Origin of the sequence: Prevotella rectalis, assembly GCF_900607215.1 — a bacterium.
In the GTDB taxonomy this organism is placed as follows: Bacteria; Bacteroidota; Bacteroidia; order Bacteroidales; family Bacteroidaceae; genus Prevotella; species Prevotella brunnea.
Map to the genome: position 1 here is coordinate 749882 of NZ_LR027820.1, position 11806 is coordinate 761687.

An 11806-nucleotide genomic window follows, 5' to 3' on the forward strand; every position below is an offset into this window, starting at 1 on the left:
CTACGGCAAAGCCACCGTTCGACGTCCTCACGGCAGCTACCGGCAAGATGCGATACCTGCTGCTTGCTGTAGGAACGACCATAGACGCAATTGGAAATCTCGCCTATCTGCTCCGTGGTAAGACCTTTGGTGTAGAGGAGGTTGAACAATTTGGCACGTTCCTCGCTTTCGCTGCGTATCAACCCTAAGAGAATGGGATAGAAGCTCCCGCTACGACTGCGCGGAATACGGAGCGAGAACTCAAAGCCGTGACTGTACCAACGGCGGGAACGGAAGCCATTGCATTGCTCATGGGCATTTTCGCTGACGAACAACTCTCGTTCATGATACATCAGGGAGTTCATGATTAATGACTGAAGGGTAACAAAACCCTCGCTGCTGCTTGTGTAATTCGAAATAATTTCCGAAATTTGCGAATGTGTAAGTTTCATTTTTTTCTTTTTTATGGTTTACAAATACAAAGATAAGAAAAAAGGAGCTTACACACTTTTATAGGACAGTACCTCAAGGTGATATTAGTTGCTATTTAAAAGGTAAGCTTTTGTACTCCGATCCATGACCTTTTGCATTGCAAAAACTTAGCTTTTGGAAAGCAAAAGGTAAGCTTTGAATGGATGAATGAAGAAAATTTAGGACATTATTGGTTAAATTTAATTTTCCCCTTGGTCTCCTGTTTGTTTTTTCAGAATGCTTTTAATTCTTTTATCGGTGATGGCGCTGATGTCAGTACCGTAAGCATCCAATATCAGTCGCTTTTGTGTGGCATCTCCACTTACTACCTTTATTCTAAGAACTTTATGTTTGTACTCAACGAAACAAATGTTTTTCGAGTTTGTCGCACTCCTGTGGATATGTGTCTGAGGACTCTTCATCTGTCCCAATTAGTACGCAGCAATGATTTCAACCCTTCTGGTGGTATTGCCTATGTTATCTACAATCGATCCCATAGCCGAATCAAGTTACTGTACTGGAAATGTTTTGGATTTGTCGCCTATCACAAGCGGATGGTATTATCAGCAAGAGTTCTAAAATCATACGGCAGGATGCCGGATTTTATGAACTCTGCTGGAACGAATTGGTACTCTATGTTGAAGGAATTAGGGTCTATGTTGATTTGTACTTATCTCCCGCCCTATCCCTTAATTTGATTATATTGCCGCTGCAATCCATTCGTAAACGAGGCTACAGAGACCAAAAAGAGCGATACCTGAAGTGCATATTGCAAGCGCGAATTTAGTATTTCCATCACTCTTAAAAGTTGGCAAGGGATTATCACAATGTGTGATGTACATCGCCTTTACAATCTTCAAATAATAATAAAGAGAAACAACCGTATTGAGTAACGCAATCAGGAGAATCCCATAAATCCATGCTCCGTACGTAGAAGTAATATCAGCTCCTTTCACACCTGCCATGAATACAAAGAACTTGGAGAACATACCGGCGAAAGGCGGAATACCACCCAGCGAAAACATTGCGAGTGTCATCAAGAAACTCAGGCGTGGATTCGTTTTATAGAAACCATTATAATCAGAAATATTTGTTTTCCCACCATTGTTCTGTTCCACTACGGATATAATGGTAAATACGGCCATATTGGCAACAATATAAATCAAGACATAATAGCTTAAAGATGCAACCGATGTATTCCAATCCGTACCTAAAGCCGCAAGCATAATATAGCCCGCTTGTGAAATAGAACTGAATGCCATAAATCGTTTCAGCTCATTTTGACGAATGGCAAATAGGTTGGCTATAGTTATCGTCAAGGCTATCACTATCATCATCATGACATGCCAATACTCCATCATCCCTCCAAAGACATGGAACAAAATGCTCAGCAAGGTGAAAGCTGCGGCACCTTTTGAGATTACGCTCAAATAACCAGTAATGGTGGTTGGCGCGCCTTGATAAGTGTCTGCGGTCCAAAAGTGGAATGGAACGAGGGAAATCTTGAAGCCAAGACCACTGAAGAAAAATACTAACCCCATCACCGTGAGTGGGTTGGGCTGCATCTTAGTTGCGACATCATCAAAATAGAATGTTCCGTAAGCTGCATAAAGAAAACTAATTCCATAAAGCATCACCCCACTTGAAAAAGTAGCGGTAATGATGAACTTCGCAGCAGCTTCGGCAGAATTCTTGCGATACTTGTCGAAAGCTATAGCGCATGCCAATGGCACGGAAGCCATCTCGAGCCCAAGGAAAAACATCAGGAAGTTACCTGCGCTCATCATCATATTCATTCCCAAAAGGGTGGAAACGATAAGCATATAGAACTCGCCTTCTTTCTTGCTTTTCACAGCCCAAACCCGACTTTGCAGCAGAACGATAAAAGTCCCTAATGAAAGAATGGCTTTCATTACATCAACTGCGGGGGATGTTACATACATTCCCCCAAAAGCATTTTGAGAATCCATTGGTGCAAGACAAACAATGGTATTCACAATCATCAACATACAAGCCAGCGGATTGAACCACTTGCGGTCTTCTTTGTTTGCAGAGATAAAATCAGCAACAAAAAGAATTATTAGGATGGCAACAAGACTTGCCTCCGGTATCATTTTAAAGAAATCACTATAATTCATTTCGCCAGTTATTAAAGATTACCTAATGTAGGTACGTAAGCAACGATGTGATCGAAAATTGGTCCTACTGCATTAATTATCATATTCTCAAAGAATAGTGGAAAAAGACCTAAGCCGGCAACACAAAAGATTAGAACGCCAATAGAAAAACGTTCATCCCATGTCGCATCATGCAACTCAAGGAACTTTTTGTTTGGAATTGCCTGATATAAAATCTTACCCACAACTCTTAATATATATACTGCGGTTACGACTATGGATGTGCAGGCAATAATGGTACATACGCGATGGAACATACCGGCATTTTCAAAGGAACCAACGAAAATTGTCATTTCAGCCACGAAGCCGGAGAAACCGGGTAATCCAAGGTTTGCCAAACCAGCAACCACATACGAAACTGCAAGGAAAGGAATTACTTTCATAAGACCACCGAGATAGCGAACATCACGAGTCCCTGCTCTATGATATATCATACCAATACAAGCAAAGAAAAGTGCTGTCATCAAACCATGTGAGAGCATCTGAAGGATAGCACCGGTGATCGCCGTTTGTGTTAACATTAGCAATGCGAAGAGTACCATACCGCAATGCGAAACAGAGGAGTAAGCATTGATATATTTCAAGTCCGTCTGAACACAAGCAGATAATGCTCCATAAACAACAGAAATGGTAGTCAGCACGAGGAATATAGGTGCCCACAACTCAAGTGCATCAGGCATCATAAACATTGCGATGCGGAGACAACCATACCCTCCCAGCTTCATTAACACACCTGCATGCAGCATAGATACGGCCGTCGGGGCAGACGCATGACCATCAGGAGACCATGTGTGGAATGGGAAAAGAGCACCAAGAATACCAAAACCTATAAACACAAATGGAAAAAGAATGTTTTGAATATTTTTAGGTATTGCATGCATTGCAGCCAATTGAACTACATCCATTGTTGTACCACCGCTAAAATAATAGATGCCGAGGATGCCGAAGATAAGTAGTCCGGAACCTCCCATAAGCATTAGAGTTAGCTTCATTGCAGAATATTCCTTGGCACCTGTTCCCCACACCCCAATCAAAAGATACATAGGGATTAGCGCAACCTCATAGAACATAAACATCGTGAACATATCCGTGGATATGAAGAAACCAAAGACTCCTGACGAAAGTAATACGAACCAAAGAAAATATTCTTTTTTCATAGGCTCGAGTTGCCAGCTTGCAAAAGTTCCAGTGAAAACGATGATAGCGGAAAGTAAAATCATCACAACGGAAATGCCATCCACTCCCACTGCAAAGGCTATGTTCAAAGGTTCAAACCACATCACCGAATTTGCCAATAACATTGTATCGGTATTTCCGGCGTTTCGTTGTTGAACAAAATAAACAGTCAGCCAAATTGCTCCAATCAATAATAGTGAGGCACCGGTTGCCATCACACCACGTACTTGATTATCATTCTTTGCGACCCACAGCCCAAAGAGCATCAGTACCGGGATTACTACAAATATTGTTAATATCCAACTCATTTCCTTATATCAAGCAAAGTATTACTAATGTTAAAGCTATTGTTCCAGTTATAAACCATACGGCATAATGGCGCACATCACCACTCTGCCAAGGACGGATACTCTCACCGGCTTCTTGTGTACCCCATGCCATGAAATTGAACATGCCATCTACAACGCTTCTATCAAACCAAGCGATTGGAATTGAGAAACACTTAAAGACGATTTGATGAGTAAAGAATTGCCAAGCACTATCAATATAGAACCTGTTGAGAGCTGCCTTGTGAAGCCTTGGCATCTTCTTGGCGAGTGTATCTGCAACCGTGTTATTCTTAGGCATATACATCCATGTAGCCAGCGCAATACCAATCGCAGCGGCCAAAAGGCTGAACCAAGCGACACTGGAGAACTGGAAATGTTGCAAATGAATTTCAGCTGTCTGTCCGGTTGCCGTAACGAAATGACCAAATGGTATCCAACCGGCGAATATCGATATAATAGAGAGAAATACCAAAGGTCCCCACATTACAAATGGAACCTCTTGTGGTTTTCTACGATTTTCAGGATCTTCCTCATAATAAGATTTACCCCAGAAAATAACATAATAAAGTCGGAACATATAGAAGGCTGTCATTCCTGAAACTAATGTCATGAACCAACCCAAAGCCGGTGAGAATTGGAAACAAGCCGAAACTATCTCGTCCTTAGAGAAAAAGCCTGCAAAAGGCCAAACACCGGAAATTGCGATACAACCAATGAGGAAGCAAATATTGGTTATGGGCATATATTTGTGTAACCCTCCCATATACTCCTTGAAGTTGCTCCCAATTATTACGATGATTGCTCCTGAGCAGAGGAAGAGCAGAGCTTTGAACATGGCATGGGTAAACAAGTGGAACATTGAAGCCATATAACCAAGCCCACCTATTTCATTGTCCATCGAATAACAAACCCCAAGTGCTACAAGCATGTAGGCTATCTGAGAAATGGTGGAAAATGCCAAGCCTCGTTTAATATCTCGCTGTGCACAAGCGACAGCTGCTGCATAAAATGCAGTAAACGCAGCAATGTAGGCGATCCAATGTAACTGTTCTACTCCACCGAATTTGATATAGATAGGAAACATACTAGCAACTTGGAACACACCGGCAACAACCATCGTCGCAGCGTGTATCAATGCCGAAACAGGAGTAGGACCTTCCATGGCATCCGGCAACCAAATATGAAGTGGAAACATGGCTGATTTACCTGCGCCACCAATAAACATCAAGAAAAGAGCAGTGGGAACAACCCAAGCTGTTTGTGGATCAGAAGCAACTGCCGCCAATTTATCTGTAAGACTGCCATCAACAGAGAGATCGAAATTGAATGTCCCCACATAGAAACTGAAGAACAATATACCAATTAGGAAGAACAGATCGGCAAAGCGAGTAACAATAAACGCTTTCTTGCTAGCATGAACAGCCGTATGCTTTGGATAATAAAAGCCAATAAGCAAATAAGAGCAAACCCCCACCAACTCCCAAAAGAGATACATTTGGAAAATGTTCGTAGATACAACAAGTCCCAACATAGACATGGAGAACAACGACAGAAATGCATAGAAACGCTGAAATCCGTGTTCATATCCCTCAAATTTATAGTTCTTATCGCGTTCCGCCATATAGCCAAACGAATAGATATGAACCATAAAGCTCACAGTAGTGATAACAATTAGCATCATCACACTGATGGGGTTCAAGCGAAGCCCTATGTTAAATGTTAATAACTCACTAAACTTCAACCATGTAAGATTGAAGACAGTTACTGTGGGGTAAACGCCGGATGCCAATCGACCTTCCACAACTTTGTAGGTCTCCCCCATAGCGGTATATTCACCAGTATAGAAGAAATAGTTGTAAGCAGTATAAAGGCTCATGACAAAGAGCACACCCAACACACATGTTCCAATGATACCTGCTACCGGTTTCGGCATCTTCATCCCGAACAATCCCAAAACAATTGCGCTCAGGAAAGGAAGAAGAAGTATCAAAAATGCGTAATCAAACATAATCTTTTCTTATAATTTCATATTTTCAATACTGTTCACCTGATCGCTGTGTAGATGACGGTAAACATTAATAATTATAGCTAATGCGACAGCGGATTCAGCAGCACTCACACCAATGGAGAATAGAGTAAAGAAGAAACCCTCATATCCATCCGGATAAAGAAACCGATTAAATGCTGCAAAATTTAAATCAACGCTATTTAATACTAATTCTACGGAGATAAGCATCGCAATAAGATTACGACGAGTTACGAAACCAAAAACTCCGATGAAAAATAATAATCCGCTAAGGATGAAAAAATATTCTACCGGTATCATTCCTCTACCTCCTCATTTTTACGTATATTCAAGATTACCAAACCACCGATGATACAAGCCAACAAGAATACCGAGATAAACTCAAATGGAAGCACATAACCATACTTATCTGCGCTCATAAGATTCTTTCCGATAATATCCATCAAGAGTTCTCCATTCATGCAACCCGGCTTAGAAACAAGCCCTGTAAGAGCTTGGTTTTTTAAAAACACACACAAGATAGTTCCAATTCCAAGTATGGAGATAGCTGCAGCCAATATGGTTTTCTTGCCTAACCATCGTTCAGATAAGCCTTGCAAAGTTCGCTTGCTGACCAATTGAATGGCAAACACATACATAACAGTTATACCACCGGCATAGATACTGATTTGGGCTGCGCCAAGGAAAGTATAATCAAGCAGGAAGTAAAGTCCCGCTACCCCAAAAAGAACAAACAACAATGCGGTTGCCGCTCTCATAATACGTTTCGTTGACACGCAGAATACCGCAGAAGCGAGTATCACCACAGCCAAAATCGCAAATATAATTAATTTAGCCATAACTTTATTTCCTTTATTTGGTTTTAGTGTTAAACGTTCCTACCTTCCAATCCGCACCACCATCAATGATATTTGGTAGTGAACCGCCTTTATAAACCTCTTCGTTCAGATGAAGTTCGAGTTTTGTTCGATCAAATACTGCATTTTCAAAGTCGTTGGTAAATTCAATGGCATCAAAATTGCAAGCATTGACACAAAGTTGACAGAACATGCAATCACCCAAATCGTATTGATAATCCAGCAAATGACGTTTCTTTTTCCCTGTTTCAGGATCGGTTCGCATCTCACTCTTTATTCGTATAGTTCCATTTGGACAAGCCCTCTCACACATCAAGCAGGCAACGCACTTGTAATTATCGGATTCATCACGTTTAAAGATTAGTCGCCCACGATGACGCTTGGCAACGTGCAGTGTTGTTAAACGGTTTTCCGGATATTGCTCAGTTGATTTAGGTGTAAAATACTCCTTCATGGAAGTCTTCAGACCTGTAATCAATGTATTCAGAGCAGCTCCTACTTCACCGAAATATGATTGTTTATTTTTCATTAGAAATATAAGTTCTTAAGATTCAACTTTATAACACCGAATCGAAACGGAAAGGATTAATCCAACCGTATGCAACGCAAACTGTCATTATTATAAGAATAATAAGACTCAAAGGCATCAGATACTTCCATTCGAGTTTCAAGATTTGGTCAACACGCAAACGAGGATAAGTCCAACGCACCCACATGAGCAGGAAAACCACGAAAAACGCTTTCCCCAAGAACCAAACTATACCCGGAATTAAGTTCATGATGTTATCAAAGCTCTCTACTCCGATATTAATCGGCGCCCATCCACCAAGGAACATTGTGGCAGCCAATCCCGAAATTACAAAGAGATTAAGGTATTCGGCAAGATAATAAAACCCGAATCCCATACCACTATATTCCGTGTGATAACCTGCGGTCAATTCGCTCTCAGCTTCCGCCAAGTCAAAAGGTCCACGATTAGCTTCTGCATTACCGGCAACTAAGAAGACGAGGAATGCCATAATAGCAGGGATATGTCCTTGGAACAAAAGGCATCTCCAAGGACCGGTTTGAAACTCCACTATTCCGGAAATCTGCATTGTTCCTGTCAGGATAACTACAGAAATCAAACAAATACTCAATGATAATTCATAGGAAATCATTTGAACAGCAGCTCGCATGGCCGAAAGTACGGAATACTTATTGTTGCTCGCCCATCCTGCCATAAATATTCCGAGCACTCCAATTGAACTAATAGCGGTAACAAGGAAAACTCCAACATTGAAGTCCAATATTCCCGCTCCTCTATTCCAAGGAAGGAAAGAGAAAGTTCCCACCGAAGCGACTATAACAAGGAATGGTGCCAAATAATAGAGCAACTTGTCAGCCTTGTCCACCGTGAAGATTTCCTTGATAAGCATTTTCAGCACATCTGCCAAAACTTGTAAGGTTCCCCACCACCCCACGCGCATCGGACCGATGCGACATTGGAAATAAGCACAGACCTTACGTTCCATAAATATGAGGATGATAGCGAGAAGTGCATAACCTATGATAATTGCCAATCCCACTACCACACACTCAATAAGAATGGTCCAAAAATCGCCCAACCCCAAAGTAATTCTGAGTAGATGGTCGAACCAATTCGTTATAATACTAAAATCGAACATGTATATGATTTTTCTTAATTCATTACTATGATCTTAACTCACTTCTAACGGTCGATATCGGGAATTACGAAGTCGAGTGCAGCTCCCACTGTCACCAAATCGGCAACTTTCAGTCCTCGCAACATCTTGTCCATCGCACCAACCAATGTCAATCCCATTGGGCGGAATTTCAAACGATAAGCACTCTTCTCGCCACGTGAATCAAGATAAGCTCCAAATTCACCACTGGCTCCTTCTACGGAGAAATACCATTGTCCTTCCGGAACTTTGATAACCGGCTTTTGCTTAATATAATAGTCTCCTTCCGGAATATTATCAATAAGCTGTTCAATAATATTCAAACTCTGGTACATCTCTTCTATATGGCAATAGTAGCGATCCATGGAATCACCATTGCCCATTACGACTTCCTCAAAATCAACTTTGTCATAGACCGCATAAGGATGATATTTGCGAACATCATTTTTCCAACCGCTGGCACGACCTGCCGGTCCGGTAACGGCATAGTTTATGCAGTCAGTCTGATTCATGATTCCGATATTTCTAAATCGCTGATGCGTAATTACGTTATCTCCAAAGATATCAAGATATTCTTGAATCATCGGACGAAGATATTTGCAAAGTTCCTTTGTGTTTTGCACAAAATTTGAATCTATATCCGCTTGTAGGCCTCCGATTCGATAATAATTCTGGATAAGACGCCCACCCGTTGTTTCCTCCATCACATTCAAAACATGTTCGCGATCGCGCATGCCATAAAGCATGGCGGTAAGAGCGCCGAGGTCTTGTGCACAGCAAGATGTGTACAGCAAGTGATTGTCAATACGCTGTAGCTCGTCCATGATAGTACGAATGTATAATATGCGTTCCGACAACTCTATTCCCATTGCCTCTTCAATGACACCCACCAAGGCATGACGATGCATCATTGCCGATAAATAGTTCATACGGTCGGTAAGAGCTAATGTCTGTGGATAAGTGTATGATTCGCACATCTTTTCTATACCTCGGTGAATGTATCCCAAGTGTGGGTAAATTCTCTTCACTTTCTCACCATCTAGTACAGTCTGCAATCGAAGCACGCCATGAGTGGAAGGGTGTTGAGGTCCGATATTGATTACGAAATCGTCTTCTGTGAACAGTTTGTGCTTTGTTTCCACCAGCTTGCCGTCCCTACTCAAATTCCATTCTGAGGTGGTATCCAACTCAATGTCATCTTCTGTGGTATACATATTGTTGGTGGGACTCATATCGTAGTCTTTACGAAGTGGATAGCCTACGAAATCGTTTCTTAAAAAAAGACGGCGCATATCCGGATGTCCCAAAAACTTTATACCGAAGAAGTCGTAAACCTCACGCTCAAGGAGATCGGCATCAATCCATAGTTTGCTTACAGTAGGAATTACGTAATTATCTCCTATCTGTTTCGCAAGTTGCTTTACTGAGCATCGATGATGGGTTTGCGTATTCTCTAAAATATAGATGCAGCCAAGTCCTTCGTCTTTGCCGAAGTCCTCTCCCACTACGGTAACAAGGTAGTCGAAATGCTGTTCATCTCTGAGTCGTGCCATCTCTTTGGCAAAACTATCAAAACCGAATTCTTTATTCTCTAATTTCATTTTCTCGCACCTTATTATTTAGCTGCTGTCGCATTGTTATCACCAGATTTGGCTGTCGTTTTAGCATTGAGTTGATCCAATTCCTTGCTCAACTTTTCTACATCATTTTTTGTTATGGGTTGATTTACAACAATGACGTCATTCTTTTTACCGGCGTTTGCTTCACTTTTACTTGAAGTGGGAGTTGGGCGTGTCGGCTTTGGTGTGGGTTTCAACGCTTCTGCCCATTCTGCCTCACGCTTTTCTTTTATCGCTTCCGGTGAGATGCCCAACTTTTCATCAAAGATGATAGCAGAATTACTTTTACCAAGTAATCGTTCTTCGGAATTTTGTTTTTTATTCACACCTCCAAAGAATTTTTCAATCTTCACTTTTCTTTGTAGCTGCATCATGCCATAGATGATTGCTTCGGGACGAGGAGGACATCCTGGGATATATACATCAACAGGGATTATTTCATCGATTCCTCGCATCACATGATAACTATCCTTAAACGGACCACCTGAGATTGCGCAACCACCTACGGCTATTACGTATTTTGGTTCAGCCATCTGATCATAAAGGCGTTTCAAAGCCGGCGCCATCTTATGCGTAATGGTTCCTGCGCACATAATTAAATCCGCTTGCCGAGGAGAGTTACGAGTAACTTCAAAGCCAAAGCGAGAAAAGTCGTAACGCGCGCAACCCACTGCCATGAATTCTATACCACAACACGATGTTGCGAAAGTCAGCGACCAAAGTGAATTACTGCGTCCCCAATTAATCAACTGATCCAAATTTCCCAAAATGAGATTTGTTCCTCCCTCATTCAGGTCTTTTGCCATTTGCTCGAGTGTCTCATTATCTTTCCACTCGTCATAAGGCATAGCCTTTATCTTTGGTTTTCTTATTTCCATTCAAGTGCTCCTTTCCGCCAAGCATAAGCCAAGCCAAATACCAGCACCAGCATAAAGAAACCGATGGTTGCCAGTGCCAAAGTACCGTACGTTTTCACAACCACTGCCCAAGGATAAACGAAGACGGTCTCTACATCGAACATCAAAAAAAGGATAGCAAACAAGTAATAGCCCACATGCACAGGAAGCCATGACTGTCCATACGTTGGAATACCGCACTCGTATGGTTCGCCCTTTGATGGATTATACGAACGAGGACCTATCAACTTTGCAGTAACGTATGCCGCTACAACCAAGAAGACTGCCGTCAGGAAAACGGTGATAAATAGTGTATAATACATAAATTTTATATAGCTATTATTTTATTGCGCAGTTCGTTTTATCTAAATCATTTCAAAACGGCTGCAAAGATACAAAATTATTTTATAAAGATGCAAAGAAACTTAAAAAATATATCCGATGCATAAACCTGAACCGATCACGCAGAGTCAACCAGCAAGTGCAAAATTATAAAACGTATTTGAAGAATTCACACTTTGGAGTAGAAAAGTTTAATTTTTCTCTCGGTCTTTCGTTCAATTTCTTTTGTATCGACATAATTCTCTTGTC

13 protein-coding genes and 1 pseudogene are annotated in these 11806 nt (G+C 41.4%); 1 reads left to right on the forward strand and 13 read right to left on the reverse strand.

Annotated features, from left to right (window positions below; all coding sequences use genetic code 11):
• Together E0E16_RS14240 and E0E16_RS13485 are read right to left on the reverse strand one after the other, a co-directional pair.
• Positions 1-431: transposase (locus E0E16_RS14240; protein WP_255418099.1), on the reverse strand; the 431-nt coding region annotated here is incomplete at its 3' end.
• 219 nt (positions 432-650) lie between these two features.
• On the reverse strand, positions 651-872 hold the full coding sequence (locus tag E0E16_RS13485; protein WP_165444175.1) for a hypothetical protein: 222 nt from the start codon (positions 870-872) through the stop codon (positions 651-653).
• Here E0E16_RS13485 and tnpB point away from each other — a divergent pair.
• Positions 852-1148: an IS66 family insertion sequence element accessory protein TnpB gene (tnpB, locus tag E0E16_RS04160; protein ID WP_255418135.1), complete on the forward strand. Its 297-nt coding sequence runs from the start codon at positions 852-854 to the stop codon at positions 1146-1148. The genes E0E16_RS13485 and tnpB overlap by 21 nt on opposite strands.
• Here tnpB and E0E16_RS04165 read toward each other — a convergent pair whose 3' ends face one another.
• The 11 genes and pseudogenes from E0E16_RS04165 to E0E16_RS14595 form a co-directional block, all read right to left on the reverse strand.
• Complete coding sequence (locus E0E16_RS04165; protein WP_130829054.1) at positions 1149-2588, reverse strand: NADH-quinone oxidoreductase subunit N; 1440 nt, start codon at positions 2586-2588, stop codon at positions 1149-1151.
• 11 nt (positions 2589-2599) lie between these two features.
• Entirely contained in the window at positions 2600-4111 is a 1512-nt protein-coding gene (locus E0E16_RS04170; RefSeq protein ID WP_130829056.1) for a complex I subunit 4 family protein, read from the reverse strand.
• 4 nt (positions 4112-4115) lie between these two features.
• The gene (locus E0E16_RS04175; protein ID WP_130829058.1) at positions 4116-6140 is read right to left on the reverse strand and encodes an NADH-quinone oxidoreductase subunit 5 family protein; all 2025 of its coding nucleotides are present in this window, start codon (positions 6138-6140) and stop codon (positions 4116-4118) included.
• Between the two features lie 9 nt (positions 6141-6149).
• Positions 6150-6458 carry an NADH-quinone oxidoreductase subunit NuoK gene (gene nuoK / locus E0E16_RS04180; protein WP_130829060.1) on the reverse strand — a complete coding sequence of 103 codons (309 nt, stop codon included), beginning with the start codon at positions 6456-6458 and terminating at the stop codon, positions 6150-6152.
• Entirely contained in the window at positions 6455-6997 is a 543-nt protein-coding gene (locus tag E0E16_RS04185; protein WP_130829062.1) for an NADH-quinone oxidoreductase subunit J family protein, read from the reverse strand. Before E0E16_RS04185 ends, nuoK begins: the two co-directional genes overlap by 4 nt.
• Before the next feature lie 13 nt (positions 6998-7010).
• Entirely contained in the window at positions 7011-7544 is a 534-nt protein-coding gene (locus tag E0E16_RS04190) for a 4Fe-4S dicluster domain-containing protein (RefSeq protein ID WP_130829064.1), read from the reverse strand.
• Positions 7545-7572: 28 nt separating this feature from the next.
• Positions 7573-8682 (reverse strand): NADH-quinone oxidoreductase subunit NuoH, encoded by a 1110-nt coding sequence (nuoH, locus tag E0E16_RS04195; RefSeq protein WP_130829066.1) that lies wholly within the window; start codon positions 8680-8682, stop codon positions 7573-7575.
• 44 nt (positions 8683-8726) lie between these two features.
• The gene (locus E0E16_RS04200) at positions 8727-10301 is read right to left on the reverse strand and encodes an NADH-quinone oxidoreductase subunit D-related protein (RefSeq protein ID WP_130829068.1); all 1575 of its coding nucleotides are present in this window, start codon (positions 10299-10301) and stop codon (positions 8727-8729) included.
• A 14-nt stretch (positions 10302-10315) separates the two neighbouring features.
• Entirely contained in the window at positions 10316-11197 is an 882-nt protein-coding gene (locus E0E16_RS04205) for an NADH-quinone oxidoreductase subunit B (protein ID WP_130829070.1), read from the reverse strand.
• Positions 11188-11538, reverse strand: a complete 351-nt coding sequence (locus tag E0E16_RS04210; protein WP_130829072.1) for an NADH-quinone oxidoreductase subunit A — start codon at positions 11536-11538, stop codon at positions 11188-11190. The genes E0E16_RS04205 and E0E16_RS04210 overlap by 10 nt, the downstream gene beginning before the upstream one ends.
• Positions 11539-11704: 166 nt before the next feature.
• Positions 11705-11806: pseudogene (locus tag E0E16_RS14595) on the reverse strand (IS30 family transposase); the annotation flags it as partial.

Coding starts and splice junctions, on each gene's coding strand:
- E0E16_RS13485 (WP_165444175.1), bottom strand. CDS start 872: ATGAAGAGTCCTCAGACACATATCCACAGGAGTGCGACAAACTCGAAA.
- nuoK (WP_130829060.1), bottom strand. CDS start 6,458: ATGATACCGGTAGAATATTTTTTCATCCTTAGCGGATTATTATTTTTC.
- E0E16_RS04185 (WP_130829062.1), bottom strand. CDS start 6,997: ATGGCTAAATTAATTATATTTGCGATTTTGGCTGTGGTGATACTCGCT.
- E0E16_RS04210 (WP_130829072.1), bottom strand. CDS start 11,538: ATGTATTATACACTATTTATCACCGTTTTCCTGACGGCAGTCTTCTTG.
- tnpB (WP_255418135.1), top strand. CDS start 852: ATGTGTCTGAGGACTCTTCATCTGTCCCAATTAGTACGCAGCAATGAT.
- E0E16_RS04170 (WP_130829056.1), bottom strand. CDS start 4,111: ATGAGTTGGATATTAACAATATTTGTAGTAATCCCGGTACTGATGCTC.
- E0E16_RS04175 (WP_130829058.1), bottom strand. CDS start 6,140: ATGTTTGATTACGCATTTTTGATACTTCTTCTTCCTTTCCTGAGCGCA.
- E0E16_RS04190 (WP_130829064.1), bottom strand. CDS start 7,544: ATGAAAAATAAACAATCATATTTCGGTGAAGTAGGAGCTGCTCTGAAT.
- E0E16_RS04200 (WP_130829068.1), bottom strand. CDS start 10,301: ATGAAATTAGAGAATAAAGAATTCGGTTTTGATAGTTTTGCCAAAGAG.
- nuoH (WP_130829066.1), bottom strand. CDS start 8,682: ATGTTCGATTTTAGTATTATAACGAATTGGTTCGACCATCTACTCAGA.
- E0E16_RS04165 (WP_130829054.1), bottom strand. CDS start 2,588: ATGAATTATAGTGATTTCTTTAAAATGATACCGGAGGCAAGTCTTGTT.
- E0E16_RS04205 (WP_130829070.1), bottom strand. CDS start 11,197: ATGGAAATAAGAAAACCAAAGATAAAGGCTATGCCTTATGACGAGTGG.